Origin of the sequence: Campylobacter vulpis (assembly GCF_014217995.1) — a bacterium.
Lineage (GTDB): Bacteria > Campylobacterota > Campylobacteria > Campylobacterales > Campylobacteraceae > Campylobacter_D > Campylobacter_D vulpis.
In genome coordinates this window covers 901409-918283 of sequence record NZ_CP041617.1, presented here as the reverse complement: position 1 = coordinate 918283, position 16875 = coordinate 901409, and the positions used below count along the sequence as shown (strand labels likewise).

Below are 16875 nucleotides of genomic sequence, written 5' to 3'. Positions count from 1 at the left end.
TTTGTATAACATCTTAAAAAATTTATTTTATAATTAGTATGTTTAGGTGTGTTTGCTTTTGCAAATGGTTTTTCTAGCGATGAGTTTAAGGGTAGAATGTCTATTGTTTAGAGTGTAAGGTTTATTCTCCTGGGTATTATAAAGTTTGCCAAACAGGCAATCAGCACATTTATTAACAAACAGCTTGTAAAGTTTTTGGCTTATGTCGCTAAATGGCATTCATAGAAGTTTGCGGAAAGCTTGTCGATACAAGGCTCAAATTTAGCGGCAAATCTGCTCTTGATTTTGCTCAAATCACCTTAGAAAAAGAAAGATTAAGGCAAAAAGAATGGGAGAAAAAGGCTATAAGTATAGAATATAGCGAAGGGTATTTAAGTGCCAAGGCTTCTAAAGTGTAGTTAGAGGAAGGGGAAAATGCTTCGAAAGAGCTAGAAAGTGCCAAAATACCCCAAAAAGAGATTGGCACTTTAGAGGCGACTTATTCTAAAATCAACCTCAAGCTAGATATTCTCATCTAAGCCCTAGATTTAGGGCTTTCGCTCACTTCGTTTTAAATTAGCTTTTGGCTTAGCCCTTTCTGCTTTCAAAGGCTTTGATAATGTCAGTTCCGTATTTATAAATATCCTCTAGCTTATCTATATTATAATTTTGTCCATCAGGAAAACTGATGGATTTTTTAGAATTATTAAAATATAATCTGCAAATCCATTTTGTAACCCTACCTTGATATAAAATTCCAAAATAACTCAAAGTGTCCTTATAATCTATATCGTTAAGCTCTATTCCAGAATTTGCAAGTATCGACTTTATGATATAAAATCCTTGCAGTTGTGGTAATAATTTCTTTACTCTCATCGACTTGCTTCACATTTTCATCATCATTAATATTTTGAAGATTATTTTTTATATTAGTAATTTTTTCATAAGCTATATCATTGATGATTTCTTTAAAAGACTTTTTAATATGCGTTCTAAATTCATCAATAATTTTAGCAGTCATTTGCATTTGCCTAGCAAAGAATTTTACAAATTCATCGCTAGGATTTTCTATTTCATTTTTAAAAATTTCTTGTATGCCTCTATAATATTTCTTTTCCATAGCGACATTTAAAATTTCATCTAAATTTAAATCTGTATAAATGAAACGCTTTAAATCCTTGACATCTCTAGGTTTTAATTTTTCAAGATTGATGATTAAAAATGGCGTTTTATCCATTAAATTCTGTCGCTCAATATCTGTGAAAAATCGATATTCAATCCCATTAGTAAGGATGGCAAATTTAATGCTTGGATTGGTGTTAAAATATCTTACGAGTTGATTATTATGATTGTCTAAATTTTCGGTGTGATTTTTCGCCTCAATCAAAATAAAAGGCTTAGCATCCTTAAAAATCGCATAATCAACCTTCTCCCCCCTTTTAGTTCCTATATCTGCGGTAAATTCAGGCACGACAACGCTAGGATTAAACACATCATAGCCTAAAGCTTTTAAAAAGGGCATTATAAGGGTCATTTTTGTGGCTTCTTCTGTATTGACAAGTCCCTTACGCTCCGCAATAGTTTCAACAATAGCGTTTAGTTGATTTTCAAAATCCATTTTTTGTAATCCTCCTAAAAAATTTTAGTTAATATTATTTCAAAAAAAAAAAAACGATGAGTAAATCATTATGACATTTTTGATTTAAGCCCTTTTTTGGGGCTTAAATTTACTCTTTAACGAGGCTTACATCCTCGCCTTTCATCACTTGATTCATTGTGTTCATTGCACACATTTTTCCACACATTGAGCAGGAATTTAGCTCTTCTGGTCGTCTTTCATTAAACATTTTTTTCGCCTTTTCTCCATCAATTGCCAGTTTAAACATACTCTCCCAGTCTATCTTTTGCCTTGCTACACTCATAGCATCGTCTCTTGCTCTTTCTTTTGGAAGTTTAGCTAAGTCTCCTGCGTGAGCGGCGATTTTAGTCGCTACTATGCCATCTCTTACATCTTGTAAATTTGGCAGTCTCAAATGCTCAGCAGGCGTTACATAGCAAAGTATGTCCGCTCCAGCTGCCGCCGCAACAGCACCGCCTATCGCCCCACTTATATGATCATATCCTGCACCTATGTCTGTTACTAAGGGTCCTAAAACATAAAAAGGCGCACCCTTGCAAATGCGTTTTTCTAAATGCATATTTGCTTCAATCTCATTAATCGCCATATGTCCGGGTCCTTCTATCATCACCTGCACTCCAGCGTCCCAAGCCCTTTGCGTCAAAAGTGAAAGCTCGATGAGTTCTGCAATTTGTGCTGCGTCGCTAGCATCGTGAGTGCAGCCCGGACGCAAAGCATCTCCTAAAGAAAGTGTTACATCATATTTGAGGCAAATTTCAAGTAAATCATCATAATACTCATAAAAAGGATTTTCCGCTTCTTTCATCATCATCCACGCATAAAGCACTGAACCACCACGCGAAACGATATTTGTAAGGCGTTTTGTCTCTTTAAAAACCCTAGCCGCACGGGAATTTATCCCTGCGTGTATAGTCATAAAATCCACCCCACTTTTAGCGTGATGATAAACGACATCTAAAAAATCTTTTGCCCCAATTTGCTTTAAGTCCTTTTCTAAAAAGCCTACCGCATCATATACAGGCACCGTGCCTATCATCGCCTTAGATTTAGCAATGAGTGTGTCTCTAAAATGACTTGTTTTGCCATAATTACTTAAATCCATAATCGCCTCAATGCCAAATTTGTGTGCTAAATCAACCTTTTCCATTTCCTCGCTGTAATCAATGCAGTCGTTTGAAACACCTAAATTGACATTAACCTTAGTGCGAAGTCCTAGCCCTATGCCATTTGGCTCTAGGGCGGTATGATTAATATTTGCAGGGATAATGATTTTCCCACTTGCTAAATTTTCAAGCAAAAAGTCCTTACTTACTTGTTCTTTATCAGCGACAATTTGCATTTGAGGCGTGAAAGTGCCTTCTTTTGCATAAAGCATTTGTGTTTTCATAATTTATCCTTTAAAGAAATTTGGATAAATGAAGGGTAAGTAGAAAAGTGATAAATCTTCCCAACGCTAGCATTATCTAGTTCTGGTTCGGTCTAAGCTTTTAGCTTACTCTCAGCCTGTCTCACAAGCTCCCGTCATTTATGTTTTTTATTATAGCATTTGTTTTTTAATTTTGCAGTTTTTGTGAAGTGGATAAGCTCCTCTGTGGTTTTGATGTGAGAGGGAAGTTTGCCAAGGCAGTATTTAAAAATTTCAGCTGCTGCTAGGGCGTCATTTAAGGCTCTATGATGTGTGCTTTCTATCTTCAAAATTTCTTTTAGGGCGTCTAGTCCATAATGAGAATTTTCTATGCAACATTGTGCAAAATCTATAGTGCAAATTCTGCGGTTGAGTAAAATGCCAAAGCCACATTCATAAAGGCTTTTTGAAATGAAATTATAATCAAATTTGACATTATGTGCCACAAAAATGCTATCACCTAAAAAAAGTCTAAAAGCCTCTAAAACCTGAATTAAATTCGGCGAATCTTTTACCATAGCAAGTTCTATACCTGTAAGTTCCGTGATATTTGGCGGGATTTCATCAACTTTTACAAAGCTTTCAAAGCGTTCTAGTTCTTTGTGATTTTGAATTTTAACGGCACCAATTTCCAAAATTTTCCCCGAGTTTATCCCGCCCGTGCTTTCTATATCCACCACGCAAAAAATTTGTTCTTTTATTTTATTTGTGCGTGTTTTAAGGCTTAAAATATTATTTTTACCAAGATGAAAAGTAATTCCAAGAAGTTCTAAAATTTCAAGGTCCAATTCAAAATCTTTCAATTCTTCAACTTGAGAAAATTCCCCCATCACCCACGCGTAAGGCTTACTTTCTTTTATCAGTTTAGAGACGATGTTATCAACTTGTTCTAAACTCAAAATTCAAGCTTTAAAGATGAAATTGCGGCTTTATAGTCTTTAGAAGAGAAAATAGCACTACCCGCGACTAAAATATCCGCCCCAGCTTCCTCTAAATCTGCCGCATTTAAGCCACTTACTCCCCCATCGACTTCGATGAAAACTTTAGCATTTTTTTTCTCGATCAAGGCTCTAAGCTCTCGTATCTTATCATAAACTAAGGGTAAAAATTTCTGTCCCCCAAAGCCAGGATTAACGCTCATTAAAAGCACCATATCAATAAATTCAATTAAATGCTCCAAAGAACTTATAGGTGTGTGAGGATTAAGAGTGATGGCTGGGTGAATTTCTTGAGTTTTCAAATATTCACAAAGTCTTATAGGGTGGGCTTCAGCTTCGATGTGAAAGGATAAAAATTTGGGTTTTAAGGGTAAAAAAAGCTCGACAAATTTTGGCACATCTTTTACCATTAAATGCACATCCAAAGGCACAGAAGTAATGCTTGAAATTTTTTCCAAAACACAAGGACCAAAGGTCAAATTTGGCACAAAATGTCCGTCCATCACATCGATATGCAAAAGATCCGCCCCCGCTTCACTGACAGCCCTTATCTCTTCTTCTAATTTTAAAAAATTTGCCGATAATAAACTCGGTGCTACATACATCATAAAACCTTAAATATTTAATCAAGATACTAATTTTAACCTTTTTTAGATTAATTTTAAGCTTAAATTGCTATAATTTGCGTTTTAAAAAATTTAAAAGGATAAAAAATGGCAAGAATCTGTCAAATCACAGGAAAAGGACCTATGGTAGGTAACAATGTCAGCCACGCTAACAATAAAACCAAAAGACGCTTTCTACCTAATCTCCGCACAGTTCGCATTACTTTAGAAGACGGCACAACGAGAAAAGTAAGAATTGCCGCTTCGACTTTAAGAACTCTTAAAAAGCAAAATTCTAAATAATCTCTTGAGGATTCACTCCTCAATATCGATTAACTTGCAAATTTTTTGTAAATTATGAATATAAATAGTTTTTGAAAAATTTTAAACAAAAATTATACTTTTTTTGCTATAATCTAGCTTTTAATATACAAAAAGGAGTTTTTATGCTACATGAATTTAGAGACTTGATGTCGGAGCTTAAGGGAAAGGATGCCCATTTTGATAAGCTTTTTGAGCGTCACAATGAGCTTGATGATAAAATTAAAGACGCTGAAGAGGGTAGAGCTTTTTTAAGTGATGTGGAAATTTCCACATTGAAAAAAGAAAAACTCCATGTTAAAGACGAGTTGGCTCAATATCTTACAAATTATAGAAAATAGGGGGAAATTTTATGTTTAATACAAAAAGTGGCGGAGCAGATTTACAATCCTTAAAAGATGAAAATCAAAAATTACTCAATCAGGTTTCAAATTTACAAGTTGAAAATTTAGAGCTTAAAAATAAAATTGCCGGTTTAGAAAAGGCAGATTCAGAATCAACTCTAAAAACAGATCTTTTAGATATTTTACTTAAGGGCGTTTTAGAAAATATTACCATAGTGCAAAACGATATGCTTGAAAATGTTAATAAGGCTGAAGTGATTTCTACTTATTCTCAAACCTCCCTTGGAGCAATGGACGAGTTAAATCACATCACGCATTCCATCAATGCTTCTTTAAGTGACATTATAGAGTCGGCAAATAAATCAAGAGATACCGCAGGGACACTACATAGAAGTGTTGATGAAATTTCTAATGTTATTAATCTTATTAAAGATGTTTCCGACCAAACAAATCTTCTCGCACTAAATGCTGCTATTGAAGCGGCTAGAGCTGGGGAACACGGAAGAGGCTTTGCTGTCGTAGCAGATGAGGTTAGAAAACTTGCCGAAAAAACTCAAAAGGCTACAGCTGAAGTTGAAATGAACATTAATTTACTTAAGCAAAATGCTAATGAGATGTATTCTCAAAGTGAGCAAGTGGAGAAAATTTCAATGGATTCTAACACACACATTATGAATTTCTCCGATAAATTTAGCAATCTTGTCAGTGAAGCACATTCTACAAATGCAAATGCGGTCGGCATTGCTTCGGAAGCTTTTGTTTCTTTAGCCAAACTTGACCATATAGCCTTTAAGCTTAATGGCTACAAAGAAATTTTTGCCAAATCAAATAAAGCTCTTGCAGACCACTTTAGTTGCCGTCTTGGTAAATGGCTTGCCGGCACTGGTAAAGAGAGATTTGGGCAAAGCAGAAGTTTCTTAAGTATCAATGAGCCACATCAAAATGTTCATGAAAATATGAACTCAGCTATTCAAATTTCTGGAACAGAAGATGTAACAAGCAAGGCTACTCAACATAAAATCGCCGAAAAATGTAAAACTGCAGAAATAGCTTCATTAAGACTTTTTGAAGTTTTTAAAGCTATGATTGCAGAATCACATCAAGCTCAAACTCAACAAACCCAAGCATAATGTTACCACCACCTCTTTTGAGGTGGGCACTATCAATTTCAACTTATAAAATTAAAGAGCTTTTGTCGTTTAAATATGTTACAATTCAAATTTTATTCATAATATAAGATGTATTAGGTAAAGAGGAATTGATGATAGCAAATGGTGGAGCAAACAAAAAGCGTATTAATAAAAAACATTTAGTTTTGGAAGCTTTGTATCAATTTTGCAAGGAGCAAAATGATTTCATTTTTCATAATGATTTGGTTAAAGAAGTATCTCAACAATATGGTTTTGGCAATCCATTTGATGTGACAAAGCTTGATTCTAGTGAAAAATTACCACAAAGTTTTATTGATGAAAATATTTGTATTTTGCACTTAGGCAAGGGCTATCATAAATTTATAAAGGGCATTGATAAACTTTACCACCCTTTTGAAGCTTTGCAACAAAGCATAAATTGGCAATATCAAAAAGGAATTTTAGATGAATTTAATAGTAGTGAAAGCAATATTTTAAGTGTAGCAAATAATGAAGGAATACTATATAATTTTTTATATCCATACTATCAATATTATGGTTGCTATCATAACGGATTGGAATTTCCCTATCAACTCCCCGTGAATGTCGCATATGATTGCTATTATTATGGTTGTCCATACAATCTACAATGCCCTGCCTACTTTCATAAGGTTAAGGCTTACTTCCCTCATCGCACAAAAAACGACTTTAAATTACTTTGATACACAAGAGATAGAAGCAAAAAATCAGCAAATAGAGATTGATTTAACCTTGGAGTGTAATGGCGTGATTGGAATCTTTGAAGCAAAAAATGGAGAACCTAAAGATTTTAATATTTATCAAATCTACCACCCATTTTTGTATTATTATAACTCTGGGCTTAATTTTAAGAAAATTATTTGCGTGTATCTTGTAAGAAAAAATGAAAGCTTAAAGCTTTGGGCTTATACCTTTGGTGAGCCTCTTCGTTTAGATTCTATTGTATTTTTAAAATCGTGTGAATATGTTTTGGTAAGGTAATAAATGAAACTCAATAAACTTTATAATGATGATGTGCTAAAAGTGCTAAAGACTTTGCCAGATTCTAGCTTGGATATGGTGTATGGGGACCCGGATTATAATGTAGGCATTAATTATAATGGCTCAAAATACACGCAAAAATGGGAGGATTACATAGAATGGTATTGTAAATTAGCAACAGAATCTATGCGTGTATTAAAACCTAGTGGAAATTTATTTATGATGAATTATCCTAAGCAAAATGCGTATTTGCGGGTTAAATGCTTAGATTCTATTGCTTATGATGTGCAAGAATATGTATGGGTATATAATACAAATGTGGGGCATAGCAAAAGGCGACTCACTACTGCCCACAGAAGCATACTTCACGCCACAAAAACAAAGGATAATCATTTTTATAAAGACAATATCGCCTTGCCTTATCAAAACCCAACTGACAAGAGAATTTTGCAAAGATTAAAAGAAGGGCATAAGGGTAGAATGCCTTATTCTTGGTTTTATTTTGATTTAGTCAAAAATGTCAGCAAGGATAAAACTTTTCATTCTTGTCAGATTCCTTTAGGCTTAGTTGAAATGCTGATAAAATCTTGCACAAATGAGGGAGATTCTGTCTTTATCCTTTTTGGTGGAAGTGGCGGTGAGCTTGTGCTATGTGAGAAGCTGAAGCGAAAATGGCTAAGTTGTGAATTACATAAACCTTATTATGAAATGATACTTGATAGATTAGCAAATCAAGGAAAAATCAAAGATGAATTTAAGTTGCAAATTTCACAAAATCGCAGGGAAGTTTCTTTGTTTAATTCTTAAAGGACAATAATGCTAGGCATAGATTTAGGCTCAAATACCCTAAGAGCTGTTGTGATGAATGAGGCTTTAGAAAAGCTAGAAGAGTATGAATTTATCATAGCTGCGGCGAAGAATTTAAGCCAAAGTAAAGTGATAGGAAATGAAGCGATACAAAGGCTTAAAAATGCCTTAAAAGAACTCTCTAAAAAACACGATTTAAGCAAGGCTTTAGCCGTAGCCACTGCTGCTTTTAGAAAGGCGGAAAATACAAATTTGATTTTTAAGGAGCTAAAAGAGGAATTTGGTATTAGCTTTAGACTTATCTCCGCACAAACGGAAGCTAAACTTAGCGTTTTGGGGATGCAAAGCGGACTTTTAGCTCTTAATTTGCATCAAGAATTTGGCTTTTGCGACTTGGGTGGAGCTAGTTGTGAGCTTTCTTTTAGGGGAAATTATTTAAGTTTTGATTTTGGTATTATAAGTTTTTACGAAAGCTTTCAAACAACTACAAATAAAGCTTTTAAACCCCTGCCATATTTTAAAACAAAGGATAAAAAGCTACAAATTCACACTCTTATTAAAGATAAAAAATTAAAATCTCTCGCTTTTAGGACTTTTGAAGAAGTTAAAAATATAAAAAAATCCTTAAAAAAACAAAAAATGAAACGCATTGTTTTAAATTCGGGTGTTCCTACCAGCTTGGCTGCTTTTAAGCTGGGGCTTTCTTATGAGAATTATGACGCTAAAAAAATCAATGGCACACGAATTTGTGTTAAAGAATTTTTATATTTTGCCCTTAAGCTTTGGCATATGAAAGAAGATGAAGCGCGGTTTTGGGTGGGTAAAATGCGTAAAAATTATCTTGTGGCTGGTGCACTTTTGCTTTTTGCTCTTTTTGATAAAGAGGAGCTTATTGTCATTGATGAGGGCTTGAGAGAGGGTGTTTGTGTGGCGTATTATAAAGGACTTTTTTGAAACTCAAAAAAGTGAAATTTTGCATCAAAATTAAAAAATAAATACTTGGCTTGAGAGAGGAGTTTTTCTTTATTTTCACTTTGCTCTATAATGCTTTCAAGCCCAAATTCAAGCAAGGCTTGGCTTTGTTTTTTAAAGTTTAAAAGCTTAAAATGATGTTTTTCGATGAGATATTTTAGGTGCGTAAAATTGACATTATAGGTTAAGTCGCTTTTAGCAAAAAATGCTTTTAAATCCACTTCAAAAGGGTCATAAAGCTGATGATTTTGATAAATTCTTAAACTAAATTTTTGCGGTAAAAATCCTCCATAATCAAACCCAGCAAAAACAAAACGCTCGCAAGCTGCGTTTAAATCCTCAAAAAAGCTTGATAAATAGGGACTAAATTCGCCTTTTTGTAATTTTAAAAGTTCACATTGTTTTTTAAGAGCGGGAGTTAGGGGCTTAAAAATGAGTTTAAAATCCTTTACAAAAGCCATTTTATCATTATCTATCAATTCACAAGCAAAGCTATCATATAGCTCATTGCAAAAGATAAAGGCATTTGTAAAATGACAATCTTTTAGTGTCTTTTTGTGTGTAAATTCCACATCTTGCAAGATTTGTTTTTGTAGGATTTGTAATTTTTCGTGAGGTTCTATGATGTAAAATTCTAGCTTTTCAAAAATGCTGGGACGAAATTTCACTAAAGCACTTAAAAAGTCGCAACTTAAATAGCCTTCATTTGCACCTATTTCAACCACTTGTAAGGGGAGTGTTAGAATTTTTTTATCAATGAGGCTTAAAAAATGCTTTGCCAATAAAGAGCCAAAAAGCTCTCCCACACTCACAGCAGTGTAAAAATCGCCCTTTCTACCGACAAAAACGGCGTTTTTATAGTAAGTTTCGTGAAGCCATTTTTGAAAAAATTCACTAAAGAGCATTAGAAAAGGGCGTTAAATTTTTGCATAAAATCTAAAGGATCGATTTGTTTCCCTCCTGCAAAAATTCCAAAATGCAAATGCGGACCACTCACCCTGCCACTTGCTCCACTAAGTCCTATGACTTGCCCTTTTTCGACTTTTTCGCCCACCCTAACGCTTAATTTTGAAAGATGATAATACTGCGAATAAATGCCATATCCGTGATCTATAATGACAGAAAGCCCAGCATAATAACGATCCTTAGCCAGTCTTACGATGCCCGAATTTGCAGCTTTAATTTTTGTGCCTATGGCAGCTCTAAAGTCCGTGCCGCTGTGATAGCTTGCCACTTGTTCGTTAAAAATTCTAGCCTTACCAAAATCACTTGTGATAAAGCTATCAAGTGGCTTTATAAAAGCGCCATTAAACAAAGCTTGAGGAGTTGATTTTGCATAAATGCCATTCGCTTCTTTTAGCTCATCTTGTATGCGTTTTTGCACTTTTTGCGGGGGAAAGATTTTTTGGGTTTGGACGGTGATTTTTTCACTTTTATAATTACCCTCTAGGGTTTTGATGTGAAAAATTTTGCTAGTATTATCTTTATAATTTGCCTTGATTTGTGTAATTTGCGGTGGGTTTTTGTAGGGTAAAGAAAAAATGGCTAGGATTTTATTTTTATTTTTTGGGTGAGTAAAAAAAGGCAAATTTTTATCTTTTATTTTTAATTCTTTTAAATTTTCTTTTTCAAATTCTAAAAATAAAGCCTGTCCTTTGACAAGCTCTAAATTCGTATTTGCAAAAGCAAAAAGCGTGAAAAATGCTAAAAAAAAGAGCTTTTTCATAGGCTTAATTCTTTAATGTCGGCAATTTTTAAAAATTCGTTATAGATAGTGAAAACAAGGGCTTGTCGGTTCTTTTTAAGTTTCTCATTTTCACTATTAATCATCACATTTTCAAAAAATTCATCAATGAAAGGCTTTAGGGCAAAAAGACTTTCTAATTTTTGCTTAAGATTTTGCACTTTTAGACTTTCGTTAAAAGCGAGATAAAGTTTATTTTCAGATTCATTTTCAAACAGACTTTCATTAACTATATTTTCGCTTTTTGTGGCGATATTAGCTAGACGTTTAAAGGTGGAAAAATTTTCGTTAAAATTTGCTTTTTTGCTTAATTCTATGAGGGCTTTTATGGCAGAGTCTATGTGGATAAGGTCGCTATTTTTCGTGCTTAAAACTGCTTTGATGAAAGAGGGATTAGCCTCATAAAAAATATAAATTCGCTCTAAAATAAAATCATAAAGCAAATTTAAATCAAAGCTTTTATAAGCCCCACTAGCCTCTTTTAAAAAGGCGTTTAAATCAAATTTTTTACCTAGATGAAGTAAGATTTTTAAAACCCCATTTGCCGCCCTTCTTAACGCGTAAGGGTCTTTCGTGCCGCTTGGAATTTTACCGATAGAAAAAAGAGAAAGCAAAGTGTCAAATTTATACGCAAGGGCGATAATGCTTGAAAATTCACTGCTTGGCAGAGCACCTTGCTCTGGTAAATACTGCTCTTTTATGGCTAAAGAAACTTCATAACTAAGACCCATTTTCTCCGCATAATAAGACCCTATAATGCCTTGTAAATTTGTAAATTCATAGACCATTTGCGTGGCTAAATCGGCTTTAGAAAAATGCACAGCTTGCAAAATGGCTTCTTGTTTGCTATTATTTAAAAACTTGCATAAAAGCAACGCTAAAGTTTTTTCCCTTTCAACCTTATCCATTACCGTGCCAAGTGAGTCAAGATAAATCATTTTGCTTAATTTTTCAGGCTCTAAGCCCTTTTGCAAATCATTTTTATAGAAAAACATCGCATCGCTTAGCCTTGCTCGAAGCACCCTTTCATTACCCTGTATGATTTTAGAATAATCTTTACAAACGGCATTGCTAACCACTATGAAATGATTACTAAGTCCCTTTTCGTCAAAGGTAGCAAAGTAGCGTTGATTTTCACGCATTGAAGTGATGATGACCTCGCTAGGAATTTCTAAAAATTCGCTTTCAAAGCTACCGAGTAGGGCGTTTGGGTATTCTGTGATAGCAACGACTTCTTCTAAAAGCTCCTCATCTTGTGCTATGTTTAAATTTTCTTTTGTTTCGATGAGTTTAAAGCTTTCTATGATTTTTTCTTTTCTTTTTTCAGGGTCTAAAATGACAAAATTTTCTTCCAAAAGCTCAAAGTATTCTTTAGCATTTTTAAAGGCAAAAGCCTCATAACTCACACTTCTATGCACGAAAGTTTGTTTAGAGCTTTGCACTCCATAGCTTTGAAATTTGACTAAGTCCTCACCCAAAACGCAAGCAATATTGCGAATCGCACGGATAAATTCAAATTGATACGCTCCCCAACGCATACTTTTACCAAAATGAAGACTTTTTAAGAAGTTTTCAATCATCTCACCCAAAATTTCGCTACTCGCCTTACCCTCAAGTTCTTTTTGATAATATAAAACTTCCTTACCCTTAATCTCTTTAAAGCTAATTTCACTCTCATCAATACCTACTTTTTGGATAAAGCTAAGTCCAGCTGGGCTTAATTTCCCGTCTTTATAAGCGACATTTTTTGGCGCTCCTATAAATTCGACAAGGTTATTATCTTGCTTGGTTTTAAAATGAGGGTGAAAAAAAACTAAACGGCGTGGTGTGTAGTAAAATTCAAATTCGGCTTCTAGGTGGTATTCTTTTAAAAGTTTCTCCCATTTTCCTTTGATATTAGGAAGTTCTTTAAGGAAAGGAATGGCGGGAAGTTCCTCTGTGAGGATTTCAATTAATAACTCTTTCATTATGCACTCTTTTCGAAAATTTTGCATTATTGTAACTTTTCTTTACAAATGGTTTTTTAAAAAAACTAGCAATTCTTTGGAGTTGCCAAATTCGTTTTCTTTTAATTCTTTTTCATACCATTTAGCGTGATAATAGGGAATCTTAGCGTTTTGCGCGGCTTCTTTATCTTTAGCACTATCGCCTATAAAAAGGCTTGTTTGATAGGGTGCTTCCTCTTTTAACAAATTAAGCATCATCGGGCTTGGTTTAGGTTCTATCCCTACACTCACGCCTAAAACTTTATCAAAATAAGGTAAAATATTATGCTTGTTTAAAATCTGCGTAAGTGAGCTTTGTGGAGCATTTGTGGCTATGGCTAGGTAGCACTTTTGTTCTTTTAAAAAATCCAAAATTTCTTTAATGCCCTCAAATAGCACAACACTTTGCTGATAATGCTTGATGAAGTATTTTTCAAAGCCCTCTTTAAAGCTTGAATGATTGAAATTTTTGATTTCGTAAAGTTCTTTTGCCCAGTCTATTTGTGGGGTATTGATAATACGCATTATATCCTCACGCTTCATTGGGCTTAGTTTTAATTCTGCTCTTATTTCATTTACTGCCGCACTAATGGCATTTGCACTATCAATTAAAGTGCCGTCCATATCGAAAAATACATTAATCATCAAAAATCCTTTAAATAATTTTTATGCTTTTCTTTTTTGCCACCTTGCTTTTTTTGTTTATCAAGAGCGTTTGCAAGGCTTAGTAAGTCTTCTTTTGAGCGACTAAAATCCAAACAAGTATTAACAAAGCTCTCCAAATTTTTCGCATAGCTTGAATTGAGAAATACCGCTTCGTTTTCTTTAAAAAATTTAGAATTTTTAAGCATTCTTTCTTGGAATTTTTGCGTATCAAAATTTTCTTTTTTAAGCGAATTTATCGCAGCATTGGCAAATTTTTCCAAATTTCTTAGGTATTTAACCCTTAAACTTTTTTCTTTGTCAAAAGCCATATTTTACCTTAAGCATTTTTGCTAATGCGTTTTTCAAGTGCAGCACTAATTAAAGCTCTTGCTAACACCCGTTCTGTTTGCACAATTTCGACATTTTTGTCTATTTTAGAATAAAAGAGTTTTTTGGAGCTATTATTTGTATAAATCACAATATCAACCTCGCCATAACTTTCTAAGGCTTGCTGGAGCATTGCTAGCCGTGCTTCGTTAAAAATAGTGATGATGGCAACCGCACATTCTTTAATGTTGGCTATTTTAAGTGTTTCTTCTTGTGCGGCATTAGCAAAATAAACATTTTCACCCCGACTTAATCCAAGTTTGACTAAATTTAAATCATTTTCTAAAACCAAATAAGGCACACCGCTATTTTTAATCTTTTGCACAACCTCTTGACCGATGATTCCATAACCAAAAATAACTATATGATTTTTAAGCGTAGAATTAACAGCTTGTGGTTGCGTTACTTCTTGCGTTTGTATAATGTCTTCAACGGCGTTTGAAATGCGTCTAATATTATTTAAAACAAAAGGCGTTAAAATCATCGTAATGATAGAGACGACAATGAGAATTTGAGCGGTTTGACCATCAAGCATATTTTTTACCTGCAAAAGAGAAAAAACCGCTAAAGCAAATTCGCCTATTTGAGCTATACTAAAAGCTGTTTTAATGGCAACTCGTTTTTTGTTATAAATTACCAAAATTCCAAAAATAACGCCAAATTTTAAGAGTCCAACGAGTAAGGTTAAAAGTAAGATAAGATCCCAATTTTCAAAGACGATTTTAAAATTAATCTGCATACCCACAGAGATAAAGAAAAGTCCTAAAAGTAGGTCTCTAAATGGCACTAAGTCCGCTTCTATTTTATGCTTATATTTAGTTTCTGCTATCAAAACACCGGCAATAAAAGCTCCAAGCGAGTAAGAAAAGCCAAAATAATGTGCTAAAAAACTCGCCCCCATAACAATAAAAAGTATGGTTAAAATGAAAAGTTCATTTGATGAGGCACGGATAACAAAGTGAAAAATTCTATCAATAAGATATTTTCCTATCAAATAAAGCAAGGTAAGTAAAATCACAACGCTAATGAGTGTAGTAAGTATGAGTTGGGTGATGTTTTGATTATTTGAAGAAAAAATATCTACAAGAAGCAAAAGTGGTATCACGGCTATATCTTGGAATATTAAAATTCCTAGCGTTTTTCTGCCATATTGCTCTTTAATGTCGCCACTATCATTTAAAATTTTAAGCACTACGGCTGTGGAGGAGAGTGCGAGGGCAAAGCCTACGATAATGCCCACCTCGCCACCAAGTCCTAAAATTCCTAACACAAGCAAAAAGCACACTAAGCCACAAATTATTACTTGCAAAGAGCCATTTAAAAAAACTTCTTTTTTCATCGCCATTAAATGCGTAAAAGAAAACTCAAGCCCTATGGTAAACATTAAAAAAACAATTCCAAATTCGGCGATGTGCGTAAGCTCTTCACTGCCACTAAAACCATAAGCATAAGAAATGATGATGCCGACTAAAATATAGCCTATAATGGTAGGAATTTCAAATTTCTTAAAAAAGACATTTAAAAGAACGGCAAGTCCTGAAGTGATTAAAAAAATTTCTAAAAAATCGCCCATTAATTTTTCTCATAAAAAATTAAATCAAAGCTATTTTTATGCTTAACTACGGCTTTTGATTTGCCATTATTATCTCTTTTATCAAGTTCTAAGCGAAGTTCATCAATCAAGGCTTCAAATTCGCTCAGTTGGTTTTTAAGCTTTAAAATCACATCAACCCCGGCTAAATTTACACCCATATCACGAGTTAGTCTTAAAATAAGCTTAATTCTATCAATATCGCGTTGCGAATAAAGTCTAATTTTGCCATCAGTCCTACTAGGCTCGACTAGTCCCTCTCTTTCATACTGCCTAAGTGTTTGTGGGTGTATGCTTAAAACCTTTGCTACCACGCTTATAAGATAAACAGGCTCATCGTAATTATGTTGCATTATTGCTCCTTTTTAAGATAGTTTTTCTTCTAAAATTTGACGCACTTTAGAGTCTAAATCTTCGATATTAGGCAAAAGCACATTTAAAACGAGATATAAATCTCCAAAAATTCCACTCTTTCTATTTTGCACCCCATAACCCTTAAGGCGAATTTTTTGTCCATTTTTAGAATTTGGAGGGATTTTGATGCTAACCTCTTTTTTGGGCGTTTGAAGGGTAATTTTCCCACCAAAAAGGGCTGTTTTTAAGCTAATGTCTAGCTTTCTTGTTAAATCATCTTCATCACGCTCATAAAGCTCACTTTTTTCCAAACTCACTTTGACGATTAAGTCTCCCACTTGAGAGCCTAGTTTTTTACCCTTACCACGAATTCTTATTTTATCATTATTTTTAATGCCGTGTGGAATTTTCATTTTGATGGTTTCGCCATTAAAATTAATGCTATGCTCTCCGCCTAAGATTCCTATCTCAAAGGGTATGCTAATGCTTGCATTTAGGTCTAAATTTTCCCCAGAAAATCCACCAAAACCCCCTCCAAATCCACCAAAATTTCCGCCCCCAAAGCTACTACCTCCAAAACCTCCACCACCTGAGAAGCCTCCGCCAAATAGATTTTTTAAGATTTCATCTAAATCTACACCACCAGAATTTCTAGAAAAATCACTAAAACTTTGTCCTCCAAACATAGAATCGCCGTATCTATCATATTGAGCGCGTTTTTTTTCATCACTTAAAATTTCGTAAGCGGCGTTGATTTCTTTAAATTTTTCTTCCGCACCTTTTTCCTTGTTAATGTCTGGGTGATATTGTCTAGCAAGGCGTCTGTAAGCTTTTTTAATTTCATCATTGCTCGCATTTTTACTAATGCCAAGTGTTTCATAAAGACTATTCATCATTTTTCCTTAAAAATTGAAAGCGTGATTATAGCATAAAGTTTAGTCTTAGTCAATCAAGTTTAATATATTTTTACACTCAAGGTTTCATTTACAATTTTTTAAAGTTTGAGTTT

The 16875-nt window shown here is 34.0% G+C and carries 19 protein-coding genes, 1 pseudogene and 1 riboswitch; of the genes and pseudogenes, 8 read left to right on the top strand and 12 right to left on the bottom strand.

What is annotated here, in order from left to right; translation table 11 throughout:
* The first annotated feature begins 212 nt into the window (after window positions 1-212).
* Window positions 213-398, top strand: a complete 186-nt coding sequence (locus tag CVULP_RS04715) for a hypothetical protein (RefSeq protein ID WP_180753052.1) — start codon at window positions 213-215, stop codon at window positions 396-398.
* A 169-nt stretch (window positions 399-567) separates the two neighbouring features.
* Here the strand turns inward: CVULP_RS04715 and CVULP_RS04705 are convergent.
* The 4 genes and pseudogenes from CVULP_RS04705 to rpe all read right to left on the bottom strand — a co-directional run bounded on the left by CVULP_RS04705 (window position 568) and on the right by rpe (window position 4566).
* Window positions 568-1597: pseudogene (locus tag CVULP_RS04705) on the bottom strand (type I restriction endonuclease).
* 109 nt (window positions 1598-1706) lie between these two features.
* Entirely contained in the window at window positions 1707-3005 is a 1299-nt protein-coding gene (thiC, locus tag CVULP_RS04700) for a phosphomethylpyrimidine synthase ThiC (protein ID WP_099461573.1), read from the bottom strand.
* 40 nt (window positions 3006-3045) lie between these two features.
* Window positions 3046-3150, bottom strand: a riboswitch (TPP riboswitch).
* Window positions 3140-3922, bottom strand: a complete 783-nt coding sequence (locus CVULP_RS04695) for a 3'-5' exonuclease (protein WP_099507536.1) — start codon at window positions 3920-3922, stop codon at window positions 3140-3142. Its footprint overlaps the riboswitch before it by 11 nt.
* A complete protein-coding gene (rpe, locus tag CVULP_RS04690) occupies window positions 3919-4566 on the bottom strand; it encodes a ribulose-phosphate 3-epimerase (protein WP_099507535.1) in 648 nt (215 codons plus the stop codon). Before rpe ends, CVULP_RS04695 begins: the two co-directional genes overlap by 4 nt.
* Window positions 4567-4674: 108 nt before the next feature.
* Here rpe and rpmB point away from each other — a divergent pair, with 108 nt between their 5' ends.
* The 7 genes from rpmB (at window position 4675) to CVULP_RS04655 (ending at window position 9142) form a co-directional block, all read left to right on the top strand.
* Window positions 4675-4869, top strand: a complete 195-nt coding sequence (rpmB, locus tag CVULP_RS04685) for a 50S ribosomal protein L28 (protein WP_004277192.1) — start codon at window positions 4675-4677, stop codon at window positions 4867-4869.
* 143 nt (window positions 4870-5012) lie between these two features.
* Window positions 5013-5228, top strand: a complete 216-nt coding sequence (locus CVULP_RS04680) for a YdcH family protein (RefSeq protein WP_099461570.1) — start codon at window positions 5013-5015, stop codon at window positions 5226-5228.
* Window positions 5229-5239: 11 nt separating this feature from the next.
* Window positions 5240-6361, top strand: a complete 1122-nt coding sequence (locus tag CVULP_RS04675; RefSeq protein WP_099461569.1) for a methyl-accepting chemotaxis protein — start codon at window positions 5240-5242, stop codon at window positions 6359-6361.
* Between the two features lie 131 nt (window positions 6362-6492).
* Window positions 6493-7083, top strand: a complete 591-nt coding sequence (locus CVULP_RS04670) for a type II restriction enzyme (protein WP_180753063.1) — start codon at window positions 6493-6495, stop codon at window positions 7081-7083.
* On the top strand, window positions 6965-7381 hold the full coding sequence (locus tag CVULP_RS08810; protein WP_372712868.1) for a DUF6997 domain-containing protein: 417 nt from the start codon (window positions 6965-6967) through the stop codon (window positions 7379-7381). Before CVULP_RS04670 ends, CVULP_RS08810 begins: the two co-directional genes overlap by 119 nt.
* Window positions 7382-7384: 3 nt before the next feature.
* Complete coding sequence (locus CVULP_RS04660; protein WP_099507534.1) at window positions 7385-8188, top strand: DNA-methyltransferase; 804 nt, start codon at window positions 7385-7387, stop codon at window positions 8186-8188.
* Window positions 8189-8197: 9 nt separating this feature from the next.
* Window positions 8198-9142: a Ppx/GppA phosphatase family protein gene (locus CVULP_RS04655; RefSeq protein WP_099507533.1), complete on the top strand. Its 945-nt coding sequence runs from the start codon at window positions 8198-8200 to the stop codon at window positions 9140-9142.
* Here CVULP_RS04655 and CVULP_RS04650 read toward each other — a convergent pair.
* Genes CVULP_RS04650 through CVULP_RS04615 form a run of 8 tightly spaced genes read right to left on the bottom strand, consistent with a single transcriptional unit; the run spans window position 9124 to window position 16759 of the window.
* Window positions 9124-10065, bottom strand: a complete 942-nt coding sequence (locus tag CVULP_RS04650) for an SAM-dependent methyltransferase (protein WP_099507532.1) — start codon at window positions 10063-10065, stop codon at window positions 9124-9126. The two genes, CVULP_RS04655 and CVULP_RS04650, sit on opposite strands and share 19 nt — an antisense overlap.
* Entirely contained in the window at window positions 10065-10886 is an 822-nt protein-coding gene (pgp3, locus tag CVULP_RS04645) for a peptidoglycan metallopeptidase Pgp3 (protein WP_099507531.1), read from the bottom strand. The genes CVULP_RS04650 and pgp3 overlap by 1 nt, the downstream gene beginning before the upstream one ends.
* Window positions 10883-12871 (bottom strand): glycine--tRNA ligase subunit beta, encoded by a 1989-nt coding sequence (glyS, locus tag CVULP_RS04640; protein ID WP_099507530.1) that lies wholly within the window; start codon window positions 12869-12871, stop codon window positions 10883-10885. The genes pgp3 and glyS overlap by 4 nt, the downstream gene beginning before the upstream one ends.
* 42 nt (window positions 12872-12913) lie before the next feature.
* Window positions 12914-13534, bottom strand: a complete 621-nt coding sequence (locus CVULP_RS04635; RefSeq protein WP_099461562.1) for an HAD family hydrolase — start codon at window positions 13532-13534, stop codon at window positions 12914-12916.
* Entirely contained in the window at window positions 13534-13863 is a 330-nt protein-coding gene (locus CVULP_RS04630; protein ID WP_099461561.1) for a hypothetical protein, read from the bottom strand. Before CVULP_RS04630 ends, CVULP_RS04635 begins: the two co-directional genes overlap by 1 nt.
* 8 nt (window positions 13864-13871) lie before the next feature.
* Window positions 13872-15494 (bottom strand): cation:proton antiporter, encoded by a 1623-nt coding sequence (locus tag CVULP_RS04625; protein WP_099507529.1) that lies wholly within the window; start codon window positions 15492-15494, stop codon window positions 13872-13874.
* The gene (locus CVULP_RS04620) at window positions 15494-15865 is read right to left on the bottom strand and encodes a heat shock protein transcriptional repressor HspR (protein WP_004275117.1); all 372 of its coding nucleotides are present in this window, start codon (window positions 15863-15865) and stop codon (window positions 15494-15496) included. Before CVULP_RS04620 ends, CVULP_RS04625 begins: the two co-directional genes overlap by 1 nt.
* A 12-nt stretch (window positions 15866-15877) precedes the next feature.
* Window positions 15878-16759 carry a DnaJ C-terminal domain-containing protein gene (locus tag CVULP_RS04615; RefSeq protein WP_099461559.1) on the bottom strand — a complete coding sequence of 294 codons (882 nt, stop codon included), beginning with the start codon at window positions 16757-16759 and terminating at the stop codon, window positions 15878-15880.
* Window positions 16760-16875 lie beyond the last annotated feature (116 nt).